The organism is Pseudomonas sp. NY15437 (genome assembly GCF_048068435.1).
Classification (GTDB): Bacteria; Pseudomonadota; Gammaproteobacteria; order Pseudomonadales; family Pseudomonadaceae; genus Pseudomonas; species Pseudomonas nitroreducens_B.
Genome location: NZ_JBLUQC010000002.1, coordinates 38,619 through 60,306 on the forward strand (window position 1 = coordinate 38,619; position 21,688 = coordinate 60,306).

General features: G+C 66.3%; 25 protein-coding genes. 12 read left to right on the forward strand and 13 right to left on the reverse strand.

Annotation, left to right across the window (positions count from 1 at the left end):
* Positions 1-27: 27 nt before the first annotated feature.
* Positions 28-258 (forward strand): YheU family protein, encoded by a 231-nt coding sequence (locus tag ACNFIA_RS04160; RefSeq protein ID WP_416783070.1) that lies wholly within the window; start codon positions 28-30, stop codon positions 256-258.
* A gap of 347 nt (positions 259-605) precedes the next feature.
* Here the strand turns inward: ACNFIA_RS04160 and ACNFIA_RS04165 are convergent, their stop codons facing one another.
* The 10 genes from ACNFIA_RS04165 to ACNFIA_RS04210 all read right to left on the reverse strand — a co-directional run bounded on the left by ACNFIA_RS04165 (position 606) and on the right by ACNFIA_RS04210 (position 9,012).
* Entirely contained in the window at positions 606-935 is a 330-nt protein-coding gene (locus tag ACNFIA_RS04165) for a YnfA family protein (protein WP_416783072.1), read from the reverse strand.
* A 33-nt stretch (positions 936-968) separates the two neighbouring features.
* The gene (locus ACNFIA_RS04170) at positions 969-1,394 is read right to left on the reverse strand and encodes a hypothetical protein (protein WP_259753632.1); all 426 of its coding nucleotides are present in this window, start codon (positions 1,392-1,394) and stop codon (positions 969-971) included.
* Between the two features lie 318 nt (positions 1,395-1,712).
* Positions 1,713-2,525: an SDR family oxidoreductase gene (locus tag ACNFIA_RS04175; protein WP_416783074.1), complete on the reverse strand. Its 813-nt coding sequence runs from the start codon at positions 2,523-2,525 to the stop codon at positions 1,713-1,715.
* A gap of 155 nt (positions 2,526-2,680) precedes the next feature.
* Positions 2,681-2,980, reverse strand: a complete 300-nt coding sequence (locus ACNFIA_RS04180) for a hypothetical protein (RefSeq protein WP_416783075.1) — start codon at positions 2,978-2,980, stop codon at positions 2,681-2,683.
* Between the two features lie 221 nt (positions 2,981-3,201).
* A complete protein-coding gene (locus ACNFIA_RS04185) occupies positions 3,202-3,360 on the reverse strand; it encodes a DUF3309 family protein (protein WP_017522017.1) in 159 nt (52 codons plus the stop codon).
* A 120-nt stretch (positions 3,361-3,480) separates the two neighbouring features.
* Positions 3,481-4,107, reverse strand: a complete 627-nt coding sequence (locus ACNFIA_RS04190) for a 3'-5' exonuclease (protein WP_416783076.1) — start codon at positions 4,105-4,107, stop codon at positions 3,481-3,483.
* Positions 4,104-5,894, reverse strand: a complete 1,791-nt coding sequence (locus tag ACNFIA_RS04195) for a DUF294 nucleotidyltransferase-like domain-containing protein (RefSeq protein ID WP_416783078.1) — start codon at positions 5,892-5,894, stop codon at positions 4,104-4,106. The genes ACNFIA_RS04190 and ACNFIA_RS04195 overlap by 4 nt, the downstream gene beginning before the upstream one ends.
* A 75-nt stretch (positions 5,895-5,969) precedes the next feature.
* Entirely contained in the window at positions 5,970-7,625 is a 1,656-nt protein-coding gene (locus ACNFIA_RS04200; RefSeq protein WP_259753622.1) for a cation acetate symporter, read from the reverse strand.
* Positions 7,622-7,933: a DUF485 domain-containing protein gene (locus tag ACNFIA_RS04205; RefSeq protein WP_024763446.1), complete on the reverse strand. Its 312-nt coding sequence runs from the start codon at positions 7,931-7,933 to the stop codon at positions 7,622-7,624. Before ACNFIA_RS04205 ends, ACNFIA_RS04200 begins: the two co-directional genes overlap by 4 nt.
* Before the next feature lie 224 nt (positions 7,934-8,157).
* A complete protein-coding gene (locus ACNFIA_RS04210; RefSeq protein WP_259753619.1) occupies positions 8,158-9,012 on the reverse strand; it encodes a glycine betaine ABC transporter substrate-binding protein in 855 nt (284 codons plus the stop codon).
* Positions 9,013-9,294: 282 nt separating this feature from the next.
* Between ACNFIA_RS04210 and ACNFIA_RS04215 the strand changes: the two genes are divergently transcribed.
* A complete protein-coding gene (locus ACNFIA_RS04215) occupies positions 9,295-9,516 on the forward strand; it encodes a DUF2061 domain-containing protein (RefSeq protein WP_416783081.1) in 222 nt (73 codons plus the stop codon).
* A gap of 77 nt (positions 9,517-9,593) precedes the next feature.
* On the forward strand, positions 9,594-11,150 hold the full coding sequence (locus tag ACNFIA_RS04220; protein ID WP_416783083.1) for a beta (1-6) glucans synthase: 1,557 nt from the start codon (positions 9,594-9,596) through the stop codon (positions 11,148-11,150).
* 1 nt (position 11,151) lies between these two features.
* On the opposite strand, the gene ACNFIA_RS04225 is transcribed toward ACNFIA_RS04220, so the two are convergent.
* Complete coding sequence (locus ACNFIA_RS04225) at positions 11,152-11,517, reverse strand: hypothetical protein (RefSeq protein WP_259753614.1); 366 nt, start codon at positions 11,515-11,517, stop codon at positions 11,152-11,154.
* Between the two features lie 112 nt (positions 11,518-11,629).
* On the opposite strand from ACNFIA_RS04225, the gene ACNFIA_RS04230 reads away from it, so the two are divergent.
* The 5 genes from ACNFIA_RS04230 (at position 11,630) to ACNFIA_RS04250 (ending at position 16,004) form a co-directional block, all read left to right on the forward strand.
* A complete protein-coding gene (locus tag ACNFIA_RS04230; protein WP_416783085.1) occupies positions 11,630-12,196 on the forward strand; it encodes a hypothetical protein in 567 nt (188 codons plus the stop codon).
* Positions 12,197-12,265: 69 nt separating this feature from the next.
* Positions 12,266-12,751, forward strand: coding sequence for a GNAT family N-acetyltransferase (locus ACNFIA_RS04235; protein WP_259753606.1), 486 nt, complete (start codon positions 12,266-12,268; stop codon positions 12,749-12,751).
* 85 nt (positions 12,752-12,836) lie between these two features.
* Positions 12,837-14,186: a serine/threonine protein kinase gene (locus ACNFIA_RS04240; RefSeq protein WP_416783087.1), complete on the forward strand. Its 1,350-nt coding sequence runs from the start codon at positions 12,837-12,839 to the stop codon at positions 14,184-14,186.
* A 4-nt stretch (positions 14,187-14,190) separates the two neighbouring features.
* Positions 14,191-15,003, forward strand: a complete 813-nt coding sequence (locus ACNFIA_RS04245; protein ID WP_416783089.1) for a VacJ family lipoprotein — start codon at positions 14,191-14,193, stop codon at positions 15,001-15,003.
* Between the two features lie 140 nt (positions 15,004-15,143).
* Positions 15,144-16,004, forward strand: a complete 861-nt coding sequence (locus ACNFIA_RS04250) for a pirin family protein (protein ID WP_259753600.1) — start codon at positions 15,144-15,146, stop codon at positions 16,002-16,004.
* Between the two features lie 77 nt (positions 16,005-16,081).
* On the opposite strand, the gene ACNFIA_RS04255 is transcribed toward ACNFIA_RS04250, so the two are convergent.
* On the reverse strand, positions 16,082-17,263 hold the full coding sequence (locus tag ACNFIA_RS04255; RefSeq protein WP_416783719.1) for a patatin-like phospholipase family protein: 1,182 nt from the start codon (positions 17,261-17,263) through the stop codon (positions 16,082-16,084).
* A 61-nt stretch (positions 17,264-17,324) separates the two neighbouring features.
* Positions 17,325-18,257 carry a lipid A biosynthesis lauroyl acyltransferase gene (locus ACNFIA_RS04260; RefSeq protein ID WP_416783091.1) on the reverse strand — a complete coding sequence of 311 codons (933 nt, stop codon included), beginning with the start codon at positions 18,255-18,257 and terminating at the stop codon, positions 17,325-17,327.
* A gap of 144 nt (positions 18,258-18,401) precedes the next feature.
* Between ACNFIA_RS04260 and minC the strand changes: the two genes are divergently transcribed.
* The 4 genes from minC (at position 18,402) to ACNFIA_RS04280 (ending at position 21,188) form a co-directional block, all read left to right on the forward strand.
* Entirely contained in the window at positions 18,402-19,349 is a 948-nt protein-coding gene (minC, locus tag ACNFIA_RS04265) for a septum site-determining protein MinC (RefSeq protein ID WP_416783092.1), read from the forward strand.
* A gap of 61 nt (positions 19,350-19,410) precedes the next feature.
* The gene (gene minD, locus ACNFIA_RS04270; protein WP_259753594.1) at positions 19,411-20,226 is read left to right on the forward strand and encodes a septum site-determining protein MinD; all 816 of its coding nucleotides are present in this window, start codon (positions 19,411-19,413) and stop codon (positions 20,224-20,226) included.
* The gene (gene minE, locus ACNFIA_RS04275) at positions 20,223-20,477 is read left to right on the forward strand and encodes a cell division topological specificity factor MinE (RefSeq protein WP_017522035.1); all 255 of its coding nucleotides are present in this window, start codon (positions 20,223-20,225) and stop codon (positions 20,475-20,477) included. Before minD ends, minE begins: the two co-directional genes overlap by 4 nt.
* Before the next feature lie 75 nt (positions 20,478-20,552).
* Positions 20,553-21,188, forward strand: coding sequence for an RluA family pseudouridine synthase (locus ACNFIA_RS04280; RefSeq protein WP_416783094.1), 636 nt, complete (start codon positions 20,553-20,555; stop codon positions 21,186-21,188).
* Positions 21,189-21,688: the final 500 nt, after the last annotated feature.

The window sequence follows — 21,688 nt, forward strand, 5'->3', positions numbered from 1 at the left end:
CTGCGCTGCGATTTGCGAGTACCCGCCATGCTGATTCCCTTTGAGCTCATCGAAGCCGACACCCTCAACAACCTGCTGGAAGACTTCGTCACCCGCGAAGGCACCGACAACGGCGACGACACGCCGCTGGACGTGCGCGTGGAACGCGCCCGCCATGCGCTCAAGCGCGGCGAGGCGGTGATCGTCTTCGACCCGGAAAGCCAGCAGTGCCAGCTGATGCTCAAGCGCGAAGTGCCGAGGGAATGGCTGGAGGAGTGAGCCAGTGGGTGAGCCTGGGCCTGTTGTCGGAACGGTTTCAGCCGCGACTTCGGCGTGTGGGTCAACTCCTCCCCTCTCCCTAACCCTCTCCCTGAAGGGAGAGGGTTAGGGAGAGGGTGTTCACCACAAACGTCGAGGCATGCATAACCAGAACGTAGGGTACATAACGCCCGCGGCGTTATCCGCCGACTGCTGAACGGCGGATCAGAGCGCGAGAGGCTCACCGACCGCTCCGTCGCCGCCGGTCATTCCGTTCGCGAGCAAGCTCGCTCCTACAGGTTTGGCCGGAGCGCGGGCGACGTCGGGCGCTTAACGCGGAACGCTTTATACGGCCTTCGGAATCCCGCTCAAGGCGCGAGGCGCGGTCCGAGCAGCACGACGCTGGCGCCAATCACGCACAGCGCCACGCCCACCCAGTCGCTCCACAGCGGGCGGCTCTTTTCCACGAAGGCCAGCCAGAACAGCGAGGCGGCGACGTAGATGCCACCGTACGCGGCATAGGCGCGCCCGGCGTAGTTCGCCTCGACGCGGGTGAGCAGCAGCGCGAACAGCGTCAGGCTGAGCAGGCCGGGGATGATCCACAGGGCGCTCCTGTCCAGGCGCAGCCAAAGGTAGAAGGCATAGCAGCCGGCGATCTCGCAGAACGCGGCAAGGACGAACCAGAGGTAATTGATCACAGCGATCTTCTCTTGAAGGGCAGTCGCGAGAGTTCAGCCGCGCAGACCGCCCTCGCGTTCCCAGGCGCAGCGCACTTTCAACTCGCCTTCGCGCGGGCTGTGGAAGCCGTTCTCGGACTCCCAGCGGAAGGTGTGGCTGCCGTTCACTTCCGTTTCCAGGTGCACCACCGCGCTGGCCCAGTAGAGGCGGCGCAGCAACGCTTCGAACTGTTCGACCCAGAGCTTCCACTCGTACTCGATGGCCGGGTAGCTGGCGCCGAAATGGATCACCTGGGACTGGTAAAGGCCCGCGCCTTCGGTCTCGCAGCGGCTGAACATCTCGCGGCCGAGGAACGGCCAGGCTTCGCCCATGGGCAGGCTGTCGAGCACCTTGCGGTTGGCGGCGCGGCGCAGGCGGCGCTCCATCGAGTCGCCGGGCCAGTCGCGGATGCAGCCATAGACGATGGATTCGGAGTGCAAGCAGGTGATTCCTTCAATGACACCGGTGCCTTCTAACACAGGCCTGGCATCGCGCAAAGCGCGAATCCCCGACGCTGCGCAGTAGCCCGAAAAAGCAAAAGCCCCGCGACATTCGCGGGGCTTTCACCGGGGTCCAACGTACATCAGCCAGGCAGGCCGGTGACTAAAACTAACCCTTTGCACCGAGCTGGGCAAGCCCTCTCTTTCACTGCACCGAAAGGGGGCAAATTTCTACGTCAAAACCTGCCGAGCGAGCGTGCGAGCCGGAGCGGAACAAGGCACCGCCGTGCCGACGCGCAGCAGATCGTCATCCGCTTCTCAGCCCAGGCTGCGGCGCTTGGCCTGCATCTTCTCCGCCATCTTCGCCATCTCGTCGTACAGCGCCTGGGGGTTCTGCTGCTTGATCTGCCAGGCCAGACGGCCCTGCTCGTGGGGCAGGATCATGAACACGTCGCGGGCGACTTCCTGGTGGATGTAGTCGGCGATGTCGGCGGCGCTGATCGGCGAGCTTTCCAGCAGCTTGCCCACCTGGGTCTTCATTTCCGGGCTGGGGCCGCGGAAGGAGTCCAGCAGGTTGGTCTGGAAGAACGACGGGCAGACCACGTGCACCTTCACGTCCACCAGGCTGAGGTCGGCCAGCAGGCTTTCCGAGAGCGCCACCACGCCGGCCTTGGCGACGTTGTAGTTGCTCATCGCCGGGCCCTGCATCAGCGCGGCCATGGAGGCGATGTTGATGATGCGCCCCTTGCTCTTTTCCAGCAGCGGCAGGAAGGCCTTGCAGCCCTTGACCACGCCCATCAGGTTGATCGAGATCTGCCAGTCCCAGTCCTCCAGCGACAATTCGCTGAAGAAGCCGCCGGAGGCGACGCCGGCATTGTTGACGATGATGTCGATGCCGCCGAATTTCTCTTCGCAGGACTGCGCCAACTGGGTCAGCTGGCTGTAGTCGCGCACGTCGCAGCGCTGGGTGAAGCCGTCGCCGCCGGCCTCGCGCACCAGCTTGAGGGTTTCCTGCAGGCCTGCCTCGTTGACGTCGGCCAGCGCCAGCTTCCAGCCCTCGCGGGCCCAGCGCAGGGCGATTTCGCGTCCGAGGCCGGAACCGGCGCCGGTGATCATGATGCGATTTTGCATAGGGGAGGTCTGCCTTTTCTTGTCGTGTTCGGGACGGAGGGTCGACAAGGACATGTCGACCACTGTGGCCCGAAGTGTAACCAAGGCTTTCAGCCTCCAGCGGCGAAATCAGGGCGCTGAATGCCCCCGGCAAACCGCCGGCGCACCAGCGCGGATCAGGCCTGGAGCAGCACGCAGAGTTTTCCCAGCACCAGGGCGATGCCGGCACAGACGAGCAGGTGGGCGGCGCAGTTGAAGCGCTCGCGCTTGAGCTGGGCGAAGCCGCTGATGCGGTAGCGCAGCAGGAACACGCCCAGCGCCAGGGGAATGGCCGGGCCAAGGAAGGCGAACTGCCAATAGCGATGCGGGTTGGCAACCGGGTCCAGGGTCATGGCTTCGGCCAGCGGCGGCAGGCCCAACCCGCACTGGACGAGCAACCACACCACGCCCAGTACAAGCAGTACAACACCGAGCATCCCTACGACTCCCTGATGGCAAAGGCCCAGTATGGTAGTGCAGGTCTTGGCGATGGGATGTGCGACGAATCACCCTGTGGCGTATCGGCGCGGTGACAAAGGCGGGGAACGTTTAAAGCTGCGGCGAGGGTCGAGCGATCGCGGACGGAGTCCGCTCCTACGCACGACTCAGTGCTTTTCGTAGGAGCGGATTCATCCGCGATGCTCTCAGCGAAGCTCGGTCAGATCCTCCCGAGCAACAGCAACACCAGCAGCACGACCAGCACCACGCCGATCACGCCCGAGGGGCCGTAACCCCAGTTGCGCGAGTGGGGGAAGACCGGCAGGCCGCCGATCAGCATCAAGATCAGGATGATCAACAGGATAGTCCCGAGTCCCATATCGTCTCTCCTCTTTCAGTCGACGAGGGGCGATGGCTCGCGGGATGCGATTGGCCAGCGCTTGTAGATACCGACCGGGACGGCGACAGGAAGATTCAAAGAATCTGCGCAGGGTCGGCCTCAGCTCAGGTCGCGCGGCAGCGAGCCCTTGCGCAGGCGCAGGAACATCAGCGCGGCGGTGCGCGCGTCGCCGATGGCGGTGTGGCGGCCTTCGATGGGGATATCCAGATTCCGCGCCAGGGTGTCGAAGCGCAGGTCCAGGTGCAGGTCGGGGAAGCGCCGGCTCATCTTGCGGTGGTAGATCTCCGAGACCTCCACCCGCGGGTTGTCCAGCCGCGCGCCGAGCTGCTCGCGCAGGTGGCGACGCAGTACGGCGACGTCGAAGGACAGGTAATACCCCAGCAGCGGCCGCTCGCCGACGAAGGCCTGCACCCGACGCAGCGCCTCCACCAGCGGCAGCTGGCCTTCGAGGTCGGCGCGGCGAAGCTTGTGGATGCGGATCGACTCCCCGTCCAGCGACGGCGGCGGCTCCACCAGCAGCTCCAGGCGCTCGCCGAGGATCAGCTTGCCATGGCGGATCACCACCGCGCCGATGCTGAGGATGTCGGCCTTGCGCGGGTCGAGGCTGGTGGTTTCCAGGTCCAGCGACACCAGCTCTTGCGCCTGCGCCGGGTCGTGCCGCCACCAGTACAGGCGGCGGCGCCAGGCGGACCAGTGCGGATCGGGTGCAGCAACGCAGGCGTTCATCGGGTCTCCAGGTGGAATTGGCGGGTCAGGCTCTGCTTGAACTTCTTCACCGTGTGCAGCCCGAAGCGCAGCAGGTCGCGCTCGTGACGACTCAGGCGCGATACATCCAGGCCCTGCACGCGGCCGTCGCGCTGGCCATCCAGTTGCTGGCGCAGGCGCAGCTGGAGCAACAGCTCGAAGGTTTCGGCCAGGTTATCGGCCAGCGATTCGTCCAGCACCCCGAGCGCTTTCAGGGCAGCCAGGCGGCCGAGGGTGCCGCGCTCCTCCAGCCCATGCCGCACCGCCAGCACGCGGGCGCCGTGGACGATGGGGAAGAGGCCGCCACGCTTGACGTCCAAATGCGCGTCCTGGGTCTTGAGCTGACCGAGGAAGGTCAACGGCGTGTCGAACTGCAGCGCCGGCATGGCCAGGTCGCTCATCCAGCGGCCCGTGTCGCCGGCCAGCGCGTTCAGGCACTCGCGCAGGCCGTCGAAAAGCTGCCGGTTGCCCGCCACCGGCCAGGCATCGGCGAGGATCGACAGGCGCATCAGTTGCTCGGGGCGCCCCTGCAATGGCAGCTCGCGCAACTCGCGCTGCCACTGGGCCAGTGGTTTGCACCACTCCGGCCGGCTGGCCATGACCCCGCCGGGGCACGGCGGATAGCCGAATTCCAGCAGCGCCGCGGAGAAGCGCTGCATCAGCAGCAGCCCCTGCTCCACCGGCAGGCCGTCATCGAGGATCAGCGCGTTGTCCTGGTCGGTCTTGAGCAGCTGTTCCGCACGCCCTTCGCTGCCCATCACCAGCAGGCAGCAACGGCCGCGCAGTACCGGCGGAACCTGCAGTTCGAACAGACGCTCGAGCAGCTGTTCGTTGAGCGCGCTGACCAGTTGCATGATGAAACGCAGGCGAATGCCGTTGCCCGCCAGGGTCGCGATCAGCGTGTGCAGGGTCTCGGCGGCGGCGCGCAGCTCGGCCTCGCTTTCGGCGCGGGCGATACGCAGCGCCAGCACATGGGAGTGGGTGGAAAACAGGCTGAGTACCTGGGTCAGGTGCAGCAGGCCGACCACCCTACCCTCCTCGCACACCGCCACCCGTTCGATGCGCTGGCGGGTCATGAGGATCATCGCGTCGAAGAGGAAGTCGCCCAGCTCCACGTGGCTCAACGGGCGGTGCGCCAGCGGGCCGATGGGTTGCGCCTCGCTGAAGCCGTCGCGAAAGTGCGCGGTCATCAGGTCGGTGCGGGTGACGATGCCCAGCGCGCCGTCCTCGCGCACCAGCAAGGCGTCCGCGCCACGGCTCAGTTGCAGGCGCGCGGCGTCGCCCAGAGGCAGCGAAGGCTCCACTTCAAGGGCCGGCAACAGGTGTTCGCGGGCGATGCGGGTGAGGATGAATTCGGCGAGGTTCTGCCCGTCGCGGCGCTCCAGCTGCCGCTTGCTGGCCAGGTCCGCGCGGAAGAAGCGGGCGAACTGCGGGTTGTCCGCGCACAGCTGGTGGAACACCGTCGCCGGCAGTTCGTAGACGATGCTTTCTTCCACCGCCTGGTAGCGGTGCTTGCTGCTGCCGGAGAACAGCCCGCGCACGTCGAACAGGTCCTCGGCGCCGTACTGGGCGAACAGCTTGCCGTCCTCGCCGCGCTCCTCGATCACGCCCTTGAGCACGACGAACAGGCACGGCACCGGCGCGCCGGCGTCCAGCAGTACTTCATCGACCGTGTAGTAGCCCACGCTCAGCGCGTCGCGCAGCTGCTCGCGCTCCAGCGGGCGGAGCTGGTCGAAGGGTGGCGAGGCGAAGTTGAAATCGTCGGACATCCGTCATCCGTCCCTGTCAAAAAAGCGGGGCCGGAGGTGTCGCCACCTCCGGCCCCGGCAGGTTAGCTCAGGCTGTCAGTGGGCGACGGCGCCCGTGGCACCCAGGCCGGTCTGCGAGCGGATGAACTGCGGGAAGAAGCGCGCGCGCTCTTCGTCGGCCGCAGTGGACTTGTCGGTGATGGAGAAGAACCAGATACCGATGAAGGCCACGGCCATGGAGAACAGTGCCGGGTATTCGAACGGGTAGATGGGCTTCTCGTGGCCGAGGATCTGCACCCAGATGGTCGGGCCGAGGATCATCAGCACCACGGCGGTGATCAGGCCCATCCAGCCGCCGATCTTGGCGCCGCGGGTGGTCAGCTTCTTCCAGTACATGGAGAGCAGCAGCACCGGGAAGTTGCAGCTGGCGGCGATGGAGAAGGCCAGGCCGACCATGAAGGCGATGTTCTGCTTCTCGAACAGGATGCCGAGGATGATCGCGACCACGCCGAGGCACACGGTGGTGATCTTCGACACGCGCAGCTCGTCCTTCTCGTTGGCCTTGCCGCCCTTCAGCACGCTGGCGTACAGGTCATGGGACACGGCCGAGGCGCCGGCCAGGGTCAGGCCGGCCACCACCGCGAGGATGGTGGCGAAGGCCACGGCGGAGATGAAGCCCAGGAACAGGCTGCCGCCCACGGCATCGGCCAGGTGCACCGCCGCCATGTTATTGCCGCCCAGCAGGGCGCCGGTGGCGTCCTTGAAGTCCGGGTTGGTGCTGACCAGCAGGATCGCGCCGAAGCCGATGATGAAGGTCAGGATGTAGAAGTAGCCGATGAAGCCGGTGGCGAAGAACACGCTCTTGCGTGCTTCCTTGGCGTCACTGACGGTGAAGAAGCGCATCAGGATGTGCGGCAGGCCGGCGGTGCCGAACATCAGCGCGAAGCCCAGGGAGAACGCGGAGATCGGGTCCTTCACCAGGCCGCCGGGGCTCATGATCGACTCACCCTTGGGGTGAACCTTGATGGCTTCGGAGAACAGGGTGCTGATGTCGAAGTTGACGTGCTTGAGCACCATGATCGCCATGAAGGTGGCGCCCGAGAGCAGCAGCACGGCCTTGATGATCTGCACCCAGGTGGTGGCGAGCATGCCGCCGAACAGCACGTAGAGCACCATCAGGATGCCGACCAGCACTACCGCGACGTGGTAGTTCAGGCCGAACAGCAGCTCGATCAGCTTGCCGGCGCCGACCATCTGCGCGATCAGGTAGAAGGCCACCACCACCAGCGAACCGCAGGCGGACAGGGTACGGATGTCCTTCTGCTTCAAGCGGTAGGAGGCCACGTCGGCGAAGGTGTACTTGCCCAGGTTGCGCAGGCGTTCGGCGATCAGGAAGAGGATGATCGGCCAGCCGACGAGGAAGCCGATGGAGTAGATCAGGCCATCGTAGCCGGAGGTGAACACCAGCGCGGAGATGCCCAGGAAGGACGCGGCGGACATGTAGTCGCCGGCGATCGCCAGGCCGTTCTGGAAGCCGGTGATGCTGCCGCCGGCGGTGTAGAAGTCGGCAGCGGACTTGCTGCGCTTGGAGGCCCAGTAGGTGATGCACAGGGTCAGGCCGACGAAAGCGACGAACATGACGATGGCGGAGACGTTCAGCGGCTGGCGCTGCACCTCGCCAGTGAGGGCGTCAGCCCAGAGTGCGGGGGCAAATGCGGCCAAAGCGAGGGCCGCTGAGATTCGACCTTTCATTGCTGGGCCTCCTTGAGGATTTCCTGGTTCAGGCGGTCGAATTCACCGTTCGCGCGGCGCACGTAGATGCCGGTGAGCACGAAGGCAGAGAGGATCAGCCCGACGCCCATGGGGATGCCCCAGGTGACGGACGAATCGGCACTGATCTTCGCGCCGAGCAGCTGCGGCTGGAAGGCGATGAGCAGGATGAAGACCACGTACAGGCCCAACATGATCAGGGAGAGCAGCCAGGCGAATCGCTCGCGCTTGGCCACCAACTCTTTGAAGCGCGGATTGGTATCAATCCGCTGGTAGATGCTGTCGTTCATTTTGTTCTTGTCCTCACAGCGGGGATGACGCGGATGTCGTCGATCCCTAATTTATGTCGCCGCTGCAAGCGCTCCAGACGACTTTAGTCGTAGCGGGAGGCGGACCGGTTTCGCGTTTTTTGCGAACAAGCCCGGAATAGACGCTGTCGCATGAAAAAATCCCCCGCGAACCTTCCGGTTCGCGGGGGATTTTTCTGTGTCGAAGGCGGGTTGGCGCTAACGGCTTACAGCCATTGCTTCACCCGATCCGGGTGCGCCTCGACCCACTTCTTGGCAGCCACTTCCGGCTTCTCGCCGTTCTGCACGGCGAGCATGACTTCGCCGATTTCCTGGCCGTCCTTCCACTGGAATTTCTTCAGGAAGGCCCAGACTTCCGGTGCCTTCTTCTCCAGCGCCGGGTTGGCGACGCTGTCGACGTGCTCCTCTTCGCCGTAGACCTTTTTCGGGTCTTCGAGGAACTTCAGCTTCCACTTGGCGAACATCCAGTGCGGAATCCAGCCGGTGACGGCGATGGCCTTCTTGTCGTTCTCCGCGCGGGTCAGCTCGGCGATCATGCCGCTGCCGGAACTGGCCACCAGTTTGTAGTCCAGGCCGTAGTCCTTGATGGCCTGGTCGGTCTTGAGCATCACCCCGGCACCGGCGTCGATGCCGACGATGCGGCCGTCGAAGTCGGCCTTCTGCGCCTGCAGGTCGGCGATGCTGTTGGCTTTCACGTACTCGGGCACGATCAGGCCGATCTTCGCGCCCGGGTAGTTCACGCCCAGGTTGACCACCTTGTCCTTCATCTTGTCGTAGTAGGCGCCGTGGGTGACCGGCAGCCACGCCGAGAGCATGGCGTCGAGCTTGCCGCGCGCCACGCCCTGCCACATGATCCCGGCCGCCACCGGCATCAGCTTGACCTGGTAGCCGAGCTTCTCGCGCATGATCTCGGCGGCGACGTGCGTGGTCGCCACGCTGTCCGACCAGCCGTCCACGTAACCGATGGTGATTTCCGGCTTGGCCGCCGCAGTGGCCAGCCCGGCTGCCGCCGACAGCACCAGCCCTGCGCCCAGGCCCAACAGGCGTCGCATCATTCGCATGGTTTTCTCCCCGTGATTTTATCGGCGCGCCTGGGCGAACCCGGCGCATTTCGCGGTCTTGGCCGCCCCTTCATGATCGGCGCACGCTGCTGGCGAACTGCTCTGAGAGCGACGCCAAGCCGTCCGATCCGCGACAGAACCCGTCCATCCACGACCGCGCCTTTCCATCCACGACGAGGGTGCCGGCCTATCGTCTCCATGCAGAGGCTCGATTACCGGAATGGGCACGGGCGCAGTAGTCTTTCAGCAACGGAGAATCATTCTCACCTGAGGATCGCCACCATGCTCAAGACCGTCACCTTCACCCTGATGCACTTCACCATCGCCTTCAGCGTCGCCTACGCGCTGACCGGCAGCATCACCGTGGGCGGCCTGGTGGCGGTGGTCGAGCCGCTGTGCAACGCCGTGGGCTTCCACTTCCACGAGAAGTTCTGGAAGCGTATCGAAGGCGCTGGCGCGGGCGACGCCGCACCGGTGCACAACTGGATTCACCGCCACGCCTGAGCGGCGGTGCAGGTGGGCACTGACGGCGGCCGAAGGCGTTGCTAAGATGCGCGCCTCGTCACGGTTCGCGTGCCCCCATGCCCCAGTCCTCGCGCTTTCCGCTCCTCCCCTATTGCCTCGCCCTGCTGCTTGCCGTGACCGCCCTCTGCGGCCTCTGGTACGGCCTGGGCAAGCCGGTGATCCTGCCGGACGCGGCGACGCCCACGCACAAGCTGCAGTGCGCGTCCTACAGCCCGTTCGCCAAGGACCAATCGCCCTTCGACCAGCCCTTCGTCCTGCGCCCGGAGCAGATGGACGCGGACCTGGCCCTGCTGGCGACGCGCTTCGAATGCGTGCGCACCTATTCGATGACCGGCCTGGAAGGCATTCCGGCGCTGGCCCGCAAGCATGGGCTCAAGCTCATGCTCGGCGCCTGGGTCAACGCCAACCCGGTGGACACCGAACGTGAGGTCGAGGCGCTGATCAAGGCCGCCAACCAGTACCCCGACGTGGTCCAGGCGGTGATCGTCGGCAACGAGACCCTGCTGCGCAAGGAAGTCACCGGACGCTACCTGGCCGGACTTATCCACAAGGTGAAGGCCCAGGTGCGCCAGCCGGTGACCTATGCCGACGTCTGGGAGTTCTGGCACCAGCACCCGGAAATCGCCCCGGCGGTGGACTTCCTCACCATCCACCTGCTGCCCTACTGGGAAGACAACCCCACCCGCATCGACGACGCCCTCGCCCACGTGGCGAAGATCCGCGAGGACTTCGGCCGCGAGTTCGCGCCCAAGGACATCCTCATCGGCGAGACCGGCTGGCCGAGCGAAGGCCGCCAGCGCGAAACCGCCCTGCCCAGCCGGGTCAACGAGGCGCGCTTCATCCGTGGCTTCGTGCACATGGCCGAGGAAAAGGGCTGGCACTACAACCTGATCGAAGCCTTCGACCAACCGTGGAAGCGCCAGAGCGAAGGCGCCGTGGGCGGCTACTGGGGCCTGTTCAGCGCCGACCGCGAGGAAAAGGGCGTGCTTGCCGGGCCGGTCAGCAACCTGCCGGGCTGGCCGCTGTGGCTGGGGCTTTCCGGCGTGATCCTGCTCGCCGGGCTGCTGGCGGGCGGCCGTCCGGGTTCTGCGCGCAATGCCGTGCTGCTGCCGCTGGCCAGCGCGCTGGGCGGCGGCTGCATCGGCCTGTGGCTGGAGCAATCGGCGATCACCAGCCGCTTCTGGGGCGAATGGCTATGGGCCGCGGCGCTGACGGGCCTGAACCTGCTGGTGCTGCTGCATGTCAGCCTGGCCCTGTCGGCTCGGGCAGGCTGGCGCTCGTCGGCGTTCGCCTGGCTGCAACGCCGCGCCGGCCTGTGGCTGGGGGCCGCCGGTTTCGCCGGCGCGGTGCTGATGCTGGGGATGGTCTTCGATGCGCGCTACCGCAGCTTCCCCAGCGCCGCCCTGCTGTTCCCCGCGCTGGTCTACCTGTGCCGGTCGGTCGCCGCGCCGCGCCGCGAAGCGCTGCTGCTGGCGCTGATCATCGCCCTGGGGATTCCGGCGCAACTGGCGCTGGAAGGGCTGAGCAACCTGCAGGCGCTGGGTTGGGCGGCGGTAAGCCTGCTTTTGCTCGGCGCCCTGCTGCGTGGGCTGCGCGCCGAACGCTGCGCATGAGTCAGTGCGGTTGCGCGCGGACCAGGCGCAACCCCGCCAGCACCACGGCGAACACCGCAAACCCGGCGTTGTAGAGCACCAGCGCCGGCAGGCCGAACAGCATCGCCAGCACCGCCAGCCACCAGCCCGCCTGGCGCGGCGCAAAGAACGCCAGCAGCGAAAGGCCCAGCGCCAGCTTGCCGAACACGGCGAAATGAATCGCCCAGCCCAAGCGCTCGCGCACACCGCACTGCCAGCGCGCGGCCTCGTCGGCGCAGATGCCGACCCAGCGGCCATCCTCCATCAGCCCGTAACGCAGGCCATAGCTGGCAGCCAGCCAGAGCGCCAGGGCGAGCAGCAGGAGGATCACGGGGAAACGACGGGACATGGCGCCACGACTCCGGGCAGGCGGGGAAATCGGCGCCCAGCATAGCGAGCATGGGGGCCGATGCAAGGGGCGCCGATTCGCGCCTAGACTTCGTCCATCCACGGAGCCTTCGATGAAGCGATCGTCCCTGTTCCTGCTGGTCTGCCTGGCGACCAGCTTCTGGTGGCTGTGGCCGACCGAGCGGCCCGCGGCGCCGCAGCCGCGCAGCCAGGCCTTGGCCGACGGCGGGTGGCGTATCGAGCGCTATGCCATCTACCCGTTGCAGGACTTCAGCATCGAGGCGCGCGTATTGGGCCGCGAGGATTACCACCTGGGCCGCGAGGCCGAGCTGTCGCCCACCGACCTCGCCCTGGGCTGGGGCCCGATGGATGACCCGAAGGTGCTCGCCGATATCCGCATCACCCAGGGCAACCGCTGGTTCTACTGGCATGCCGACACGCTGCCGATACCGCGCCGCGAGCTGGAAACCCACGCCGCCAACATGCACATGATCCCGGCCGACGACGCCGTGGCGCGCGCCCTGGCCCAGGTCCGTGCCGGCGAGCACGTTCGCCTGGCGGGCAAGCTGGTGCGCGTCGAGGGCGACGACGGCTGGCGCTGGGTCAGTTCGCTGACCCGCGAGGACACCGGCGCCGGCGCCTGCGAACTGGTCTGGCTGGAGCGCCTGGAGCACTATTGAAAAGCCCTGTTGCCAGCGGCGCGGGGCTTTGGGCATGCTCGGCGGGTTTCGCTTTCCAAGGAATTGCCCATGCCTCGCGTCACCCTGCGCCCCGCCACTCCCGACGACATCCCGCTGATCCTCGAACTGATCCGCGAACTGGCCGACTACGAAAAACTGGTCCACGAAGTGAAGGCCGACGCCCAGCGCATGCGGGATCATCTGTTCGGCCCGCGCCCCTATGCCGAGGTGCTGATCGGCGAGGTGGACGGCACGCCGCAGGGTTTCGCGCTGTTCTTCCACAACTACTCCACCTGGCTCAGCCAGCCCGGCATCTACCTCGAAGACCTCTACGTGCGCCCCGCCGCCCGTGGCGCCGGCCTGGGCAAGGCGCTGCTGACGGAACTGGCGCGGCTGGCGGTGGAGCGTGGCTGCGGGCGCCTGGAATGGTCGGTGCTGGACTGGAACGAGCCGGCCATCGGCTTTTATCGCAGCCTGGGCGCCCGCCCGCAGGACGAATGGACCGTCTATCGTCTAACCGGCGACGCGCTGAAAGACCTCGCGCGCAAAGGCTGACAAGCGAGTCGCACTTGTAGGAAATATGCTGGTCTTACTCGGCGGCCAGCCTAGAGTTGGCCCTCCTTTGAAAGGACTCCGAACCATGACACTTCTTCGCCGCGTGGCCGCCCTGATCGGCGGCCTCGCACTGGGACTCGCCGGGCCGGCTTTTGCCCGCGATGTGGATCAGGCCAACTATGGCTTCCCGCTGCTCAACCCGTTCGAGGCGACCATCGCCACCACCCCGCCGGAGCTGCGCCCGCAGCTGCCGGAAGACGATGACATCCGCCAGTCCGACTACGCCCTGAAGCTGCGTCCGGAGCGCGAGTACGAGCTGCCGAGCAACTTCTGGCCGGTGAAGAAGCTGCATTACCGCCTGGCCCGCCAGGACCACGAGGCGCCGCTGGTGTTCATCATCGCCGGCACCGGGGCGAACTACGCCAGCAGCACGCCGGAGTACCTCAAGCGCCTGTTCTACGGCGCCGGCTACCACGTGGTGCAGCTGTCCTCGCCGACCAGCTGGGACTTCATGGTCGGCGCCTCCCGCGTCGCCACCCCCGGCTATACCCCCGACGACGCCGACGACCTGTACCGGGTGATGCAGGCCGTGCGCGCGCAGCATCCGGACCTGCCGGTCAGCGACTACTACCTGACCGGCTACAGCCTGGGCGCGCTGCATGCGGCGTTCGTCAGCAAGCTCGACGAGTCTCGCCACAGCTTCAACTTCAAGCGCGTGCTGCTGCTCAACCCGCCGGTGAACCTGTACACCTCGGTGAGCAACCTCGACAAGCTGGTGCAGACCCAGGTCAAGGGCATCAACGACACCAACACCTTCTACCAGGTGGTGCTGGCCAAGCTGACCCGCTACTTCAAGCAGAAGGGCTACGTCGACCTGAACGACGCCTTCCTGTTCGACCTGCAGCAGTCCAAGCAGCACCTCTCCAACGAAGAGATGGCCATGCTGATCGGCGCGGTGTTCCGCTTCTCCTCCGCCGACATCGCCTTCACCTCCGACCTGATCAACCGCCGCGGGCTGATCACCCCGCCCAAGTACCCGATCACCGAAGGCACCAGCCTGACGCCCTTCTTCAAGCGCGCCATGCAGTGCGACTTCGAGTGCTACATGACCGACCAGCTGATGCCGCTGTGGCGCGCCAAGTACGACGGCGGCAGCCTGCCGCAACTGGTCGACCAGGTCAGCCTGTACGGCGTCCAGGATTACCTGAAACAGAGCCCGAAGATCGCCGTCATGCACAACGCCGACGACGTCATTCTCGGCCCCGGCGACATCGGCTTCCTGCGCCGCACCTTCGGCGATCGCCTGACGCTCTACCCGCGCGGCGGCCATTGCGGCAACCTCAACTACCGCGTGAACGCCCAGGACATGCTGGATTTCTTCAAGGGACAGAATGCCGCTTCCGCAGGCATCGCCACCGCGCAGACAGGGAACTGACGCCATGCCATCACGCCACTCCTGGACCCTCGCCCTGCTGCTGGCCTGCGGCTTCGCCCAGGCCGAGACGCCGCAGCCGGTCAGCACGCCGACCACCACCGCCTTCGACATGGCGCCGGACGACGACGGCTTCAAGCACCCGCTGGACGCCCTGAAGTTCAACCCCGGCCTCGACCAGCGCGAGTTCGAGCGCGCCACCTTCGACGCGCTCAACGTCTACGACCCCTGGGAGTCGTGGAACCGCCGCATCTACCACTTCAACTACCGCTTCGACGAGTGGGTATTCCTGCCCGTGGTGCACGGCTACGAATACGTCACCCCGCGCTTCGTGCGTACCGGCGTGAGCAACTTCTTCAGCAACCTGGGCGAAGTGCCGACGCTGCTCAACAGCGTCGCCCAGCTCAAGCCCGCGCGCGCGGCCAACAGCACCGCGCGGCTGCTGTTCAACACCATCATCGGCATCGGCGGCCTGTGGGACCCGGCCACCGCCATGGGCCTGCCCAAGCTCAGCGAGGACTTCGGCCAGACCCTGGGCTACTGGGGCGTGCCCGAAGGCCCGTACGTGATGCTGCCGATCCTCGGCCCCTCCAACCTGCGCGACACCGGCGGCCTGGTCACCGACTTCATCGCCGCCCGCGAGGTCAATTACCTCAACTACTCCGAGCTGAGCCGCGAGTACTGGGAACTGCCGGTGCTGGAGATCATCGACAAGCGCTACAGCAACGGCTTCCGCTACGGCCAGATGAACACGCCCTTCGAGTACGAGAAGCTGCGCTACTTCTACACCGAAGCCCGGCGCCTGCAGATCCAGGAGTGACACGAAACCGCCGCCCTCGGGCGGCGGTTTTCATTGCGACCAACAATCGAATCCATCGATAGTTAAACTGAAAAACTCGCAACCATTTATCCATCCAATGGGACTAGGATGATCTCCATTCACAGATCAAGGAGGTCCCCATGACCCGCTTACGTACCGTGATCGACCAGCACATCGGCCACCCGGCCTCCGACGGCGCCGGTGTGCGCCTGACCCGCGTGATCGGCGGCCCGGGCATCGAACGCTTCGACCCGTTCCTGATGCTCGACCAGTTCGACACGCAGAACCCCGACGACTACATCGCCGGCTTCCCGGCGCACCCGCACCGCGGCTTCGAGACGGTGACCTACATGCTCGAGGGGCGCATGCGCCACGAGGACCACCTGGGCAACACCGGCCTGCTCAAACCCGGCGGCGTGCAGTGGATGACCGCAGCCCACGGCATCATCCACAGCGAGATGCCCGAGCAGGTGGAAGGCGCCATGCGCGGTTTCCAGCTGTGGCTGAACCTCCCGGCCAAGGACAAGCTGGCCCCGGCCGGCTACCGCGACATCGAGCCCGAAGACGTGCCGCGGGTGACCACCGCGCAGGGCGTCGGCGTGACCGTGATCGCCGGGCGCTTCGACGACGGCGAGACCGCCATCGATGGCGCCGTGCAGCGCCCGGGCACCGAGCCGCACTACTACGACCTGGTGCTGCCGGCAGGCGCCGCCGTGGCGCCGCGCATTCCGGCGGGCCATCGGGTCATGCTGTACGTCTACGAAGGCTCGCTGCAGGTGCCGGGCGAGCGTGGCGACGACACCGTGGCCACCAACCGCCTGGTGCGCCTGGGCCAGGGCGATGAGATCCGCCTGTCCAGCGACCAGGGCGCGCGCGTCCTGCTGCTGGCCGGCAAGCCGCTGAACGAACCGATCGTGCAGTACGGCCCGTTCGTGATGAACAGCCGCGAGGAAATCGAACAGGCCCTGCGCGATTACCGCGACGGTGTATTCGCCGTCTGAAGCCTCGCCGGCCCCCTGTAGGAGCGGGCCATGCCCGCGATCAGCGGACAAGGTCCGCTGTTACAGACCTCTGCGGTTTACAGCGACCAATCCTCCATCCCCAGGAAGCGCGCGATCTCCGCGCGCTTTTCCATGGCATCGCGGTAGCCCAGCTCGATCAGCGCATTGCAGTACCCCGGTTCGAACAACAGGTAGCTGAGCACCCCTGCCCCGCTCGCCTTGGTCGCGCCCGGCCCGCGCAGGAACAGGCGCAGCGCGCGCGGCAGCTCGTGGCGATACTGCGCGGCGATCTCGTCCAGCGGCCGGCTCGGCGAAATCAGCAGGACCTCCACCGGCGCCAGTCCCAGCGTCGCGCGGCGCGCCTCTTCGGGCACCAGCGAGCTGAGGAAATTGATGCGGTGCAAGAGTTCGATATCACCCTCGAGGCTGTCGATGAAGGTGCTGTTGAGCAGGTGGATGCCCACCTGCGCCAGGCTCGGCGGCTGCCCCGTACGGTAGTTGGCCACCTGCTCGTTGGCGCTGCCCACCGTGGGGTTGCCGCTGACGCCGATCACCAGCACGCGGTTGGCCCCCAGGTGCAGCGCCGGGCTGATCGGCGCCTGCTGGCGCACCGCCCCGTCGCCGAAATACTCGCGGAGAATCTTCACCGGGCGGAACAGCAACGGGATCGCCGAACTGGCCAGCAGGTGCTCGATCTGCAGCCGCGTCGGCACGCCGATGCGCCGATGACGCAGCCAGGGATCGATGGTCGCGCGGCCCTGGTAGAAGGTCACCGCCTGTCCGGATTCGTAGCCGAACGCGGTGACCGCCACCGCGCGCAGATTGCGCCGGCGCACGGCCGCGGCGATGCCGGAGAGGTCCAGTTCCCGCTCGAGGAGGTAGCGCAGCGGCGTGCTGTCGAGCAGCGCCACCGGCTCGCGCTTGCCCAGCCCCAGCAGGCTGTGGCCAAGAAACCTGAAGGCCTGGCTGAACACGCCGGGCCAGTCGGCGCGGTACACCTGGCCGGTGCGAAAGCCCTTCCAGACCTTGGTCAGACGCTCCACCGCGGCGGTGAAGGACAGCGCCCCGCAGGCCAGACCGACGGCGTTGATGGCGCCGGCGGAGGTGCCGACGATCACCGGGAAGGGATTCTCCGCGCCCTCCGGCAACAGCTCGGCAATGGCGGCCAGTACGCCGACCTGGTAGGCCGCCCGCGCGCCGCCACCGGAGAGGATCAGGCCGGTGACGGCCGGCGATTCGTGGGGAGTGGCAGGGGCAATGGCGGAGTCGGTCACGGCACAGATCCTTGTCGCGTCGTTTCCAGCGTAGCCCGCCGGAGCGTCACTTCTTCTTGGCGTAGAGCTTCGGCTCGCCCTCGGGGCGGCTCTTGAAGCGCCGGTGCGCCCAGAGGTATTGCTCGGGCTGGCGGCGAATCTCGCTTTCCACCCACTGGTTGATGCGAATGCAGTCGGCCTCCTCGCTCTCGCCGGGGAAGTCTTCCAGCGGCGGATGGATGGTCAGGCGATAGCCCGAGCCATCGGCCAGGCGCGACTGGGTGAACGGCAGCACCAGCGCGCGGCCCAGGCGGGCGAACTTGGTGGTGGCGGTGACGGTGGCGGCCTGGATGCCGAACAGCGGTACGAACAGGCTCTGCTTGGCGCCGTAGTCCTGGTCCGGCGCGTACCAGATGGCGCGGCCGGCGCGCAGCACCTTGAGCATCGCGCGCACATCTTCGCGCTCGATGGCGGTGGCGTCGGCATTGTGCCGCTCGCGGCCGGTGCGCTGGACGAAATCGAACAGCGGGTTGTCGTGCTCGCGGTACATGCCGTCGATGGTCTGCACCTGGCCCAGCAGCGCCGCGCCGATTTCCAGCGTGGTGAAGTGCGCGGCCATGAGAATCACGCCCTTGCCCTCGGCCTCGGCCTTCTTCAAATGCTCCAGGCCCTCGATGTGGGCGAGCCTGGCCAGCCGCGCCCTGGGCCACCACCAGCTCATGGCCATCTCGAAGAAGGCGATACCGGTGGAGGCGAAGTTTTCCTTGAGCAGGCGCTTGCGCTCGCCGGCAGACAGCTCCGGGAAGCACAGCTCCAGGTTGCGCGCGGCAATCGCCCGGCGGCTGCCGACTACGCGGTACATCACCGCTCCCAGCGCGCGGCCCAGGCCCAGCAACGCCGGGTACGGCAGCTGCACCACCAGCCAGAGCACGCCAAGGCCGAGCCAGAGCGGCCAGTGGCGGGGATGGAGGAATTCTCGGCGAAAGGTGGGGCGGTCCATGGAACTTTCCGGTGACGATCAAAGCCCGACATTCTACCTTGCCGACACGTCCTGCGCCGCAAGCGTTGCCTAGCACTCGGCCACGCTTGCGGCTGCCGGGGCGGTCCGCTATAAGTCCACCCATTTTGACGACGCAGTCCGACCATGAGCCAAGCTGACCTTCTCGACCACGATCCCGTATTCCAGCTCAAGGGCAGCATGCTGGCCGTCACCGTCCTGGAACTGGCCCACAATGACCTGCCGCGCCTGGATCGCCAGCTCGCCGACAAGGTCGCCCAGGCGCCAAACTTCTTCCGCGACACACCGCTGGTGCTGGCGCTGGACAAGCTCCCCGACGGCGAAGGCCAGCTCGACCTGCAGGGCGTGCTGGACATCTGCCGCCGTCACGGCCTGCGCACCCTGGCCATTCGCGCCAGCCGCGAGGAAGACATCCGCCTGGCGACCATGTTCGATATCCCGGTGCTGCCGCCGTCCGGCTCCTCCCGCGAGCGCGTGGTCGAGGCCAGGGATGCCGTGCCGCAGGTGACCGGCGCCGCGCCGGTTCGTCGCCCGCGGGGCGAGAAGCTCGCGGAAAAGGTGGTCGAGCAGGCCACCGACGCGGGCGCACAGGCCCAGGCGCCCGCCGCCAGGCCCTCCGACAACGCCCAGGAAGCCAAAGCCGAGAAACCGGCTGCATCGGTCGAGGAAAAGTCTGCCGACGCGGCGGAAACCGCGCCGGAGGCCGTGGCGGAAAAGCCGGCCGAGCCGCCGGCACCGGTGGTCCGACCGACCAAGCTGGTGACCAGCCCGGTGCGTGGCGGCGTGCAGATCTACGCCGCCGGCGGCGACCTGATCGTGCTCGCCCCTGTCAGCCCGGGTGCGGAACTTCTCGCCGACGGCAATATCCATGTGTACGGTCCGATGCGCGGCCGCGCCCTGGCAGGCGTCAAGGGCGATACCAGCGCACGTATTTTCTGCCAGCAACTGGCCGCCGAACTGGTGTCCATCGCTGGTAATTACAAGGTCGCCGAAGACCTTCGACGCAGTCCGCAATGGGGGCAGGCGGTGCACGTCAGCCTGTCGGGTGACGTGTTGAACATCACCCGCCTTTAACGGATACTGCCGCGACTTTCAGGGACCAGAATTCTTCGTTTTTTCTTTGGGGTGAATCACCTTGGCCAAGATCCTCGTAGTCACTTCCGGTAAGGGTGGCGTCGGTAAAACCACCACCAGCGCAGCCATCGGCACCGGCCTGGCCCTGCGCGGCCACAAGACCGTCATCGTCGACTTCGACGTGGGCCTGCGTAACCTCGACCTGATCATGGGCTGCGAACGCCGCGTGGTGTACGACTTCGTCAACGTCATCAACGGCGAAGCGACCCTGACCCAGGCCCTGATCAAGGACAAGCGCCTCGAAAACCTGTTCGTGCTGGCCGCCAGCCAGACCCGCGACAAGGACGCCCTCACCCAGGAAGGCGTCGGCAAGGTCATCGAAGAACTCAAGCAGTCCTTCGACTACGTGATCTGCGACTCCCCGGCCGGCATCGAGAAAGGTGCCCACCTGGCCATGTACTACGCCGACGAGGCGATTGTCGTGACCAACCCGGAAGTCTCCTCGGTTCGCGACTCCGACCGCATGCTCGGCCTGCTGGCGAGCAAATCCGCCCGCGCCGAGAAAGGCGAGGAAGCGATCAAGGAGCACCTGCTGCTGACCCGCTACAACCCCGAGCGCGTCACCAAGGGCGAAATGCTCGGCGTCGAGGACGTCGAGGAAATCCTGGCCATCCGTCTGCTCGGCGTGATCCCGGAATCCCAGGCGGTGCTCAAGGCATCCAACCAGGGCGTACCGGTCATCCTCGACGAAGAAAGCGATGCCGGCCAGGCGTACAGCGACGCCGTCGAGCGGCTGCTGGGCAAAGACATGCCCCACCGCTTCCTCGACGTGCAGAAGAAAGGATTCCTGCAACGACTGTTCGGAGGACGTGAATGAGCCTTTTAGATTTCTTCCGCAGCCGGAAGTCGCAATCCAGCGCCTCTATCGCGAAAGAAAGACTCCAGATCATCGTCGCCCATGAGCGCGGCAACCGTTCGCAACCGGACTACCTCCCGCAGCTGCAGAAAGACCTGCTGGAAGTGATCCGCAAATACGTGCCCATCGACCAGGAACAAGTCCAGGTCGAGCTGGCCAACCAGGGCAGCTGTTCGATCCTGGAACTCAACATCACCCTGCCGGAGCGTTGATCCGGCTTGGGTGAACCTGCGGCGGCCTCGGCCGCCGCAGTCATTTCTGTCCTTTTTATTCGCCTACGAGCTTCCATGCCGCTTTCCCAGATCGAATTCGTCCACGAGGACGCCGCCCTCTTGGTGGTGAACAAGCCCACCTTGCTGCTCTCGGTGCCCGGCCGCGCGGACGACAACAAGGACTGCCTGATCACCCGCCTGCAGGAAAACGGCTATCCGGAAGCGCGCATCGTCCACCGCCTGGACTGGGAAACCTCCGGCCTGATCGTGCTGGCCCGCGATGCCGACAGCCACCGCGAGCTGTCCCGCCAGTTCCACGACCGCGAGACCGAGAAGGCCTACACCGCGCTGTGCTGGGGCGAGCCTGCGCTGGACAGCGGCCGCATCGAGGCGCCGCTGCGCTATGACCCGCCGACCAAGCCGCGCCACGTGGTGGACTTCGAGCAGGGCCGCCATGCGCTGACCTTCTGGCGCGTCATGGAGCGCCACGGCAACTGGAGCCGCGTCGAACTCACGCCGATCACCGGCCGCTCCCACCAGTTGCGCGTGCACATGCTGAGCATCGGTCACCCGCTGCTGGGCGACCGCCTGTACGCCGAAGGCGAAGCCCTCACCCTGCGCGACCGCCTGTGCCTGCACGCCAGCATGCTGGCCCTGACCCACCCGCAGACCGGCGAGCGCCTGCGCTTCGAATCGCCCGCACCGTTCTGACGGCATCGGCTGTTGCAGGAACGTCTGTCTTCCTTCTGGCAAGTTTGTGCCGACGCATCCCCCTCACCCCAGCCCTCTCCCGGAGGGAGAGGGAGCTGTGCGTGCCGGCTGATGCTGAGGTTTCATCCTGCACCGAACAGTCCCCTCTCCCTGAAGGGAGAGGGTCAGGGAAAGGGAGCCATCCGAGCCGACTGACGCCGCAGTTTCAGCCGGCACCGATCCAGTCCCCTCTCCCTCCGGGAGAGGGTTAGGGTGAGGGCACGCCCGAGCGCTGGAGTATCCCTGTAGGAGCGGACTCTGTCCGCGATGTATAGCCGGCCAGCTCGAAGCTGCCAGAAACCGATCGCGGACGAAGTCCGCTCCTACAGGCGCCTCACTCTCCGGGGAGCCCTGTAGGAGCGAGCTTGCTCGCGAACCCACCCGAGCTCCGGCGTCAGTCACGTTCGCGAGCAAGCTCGCTCCTACGAAGAGCCCCAGGCCGCAGAATCGTGCATTTACGT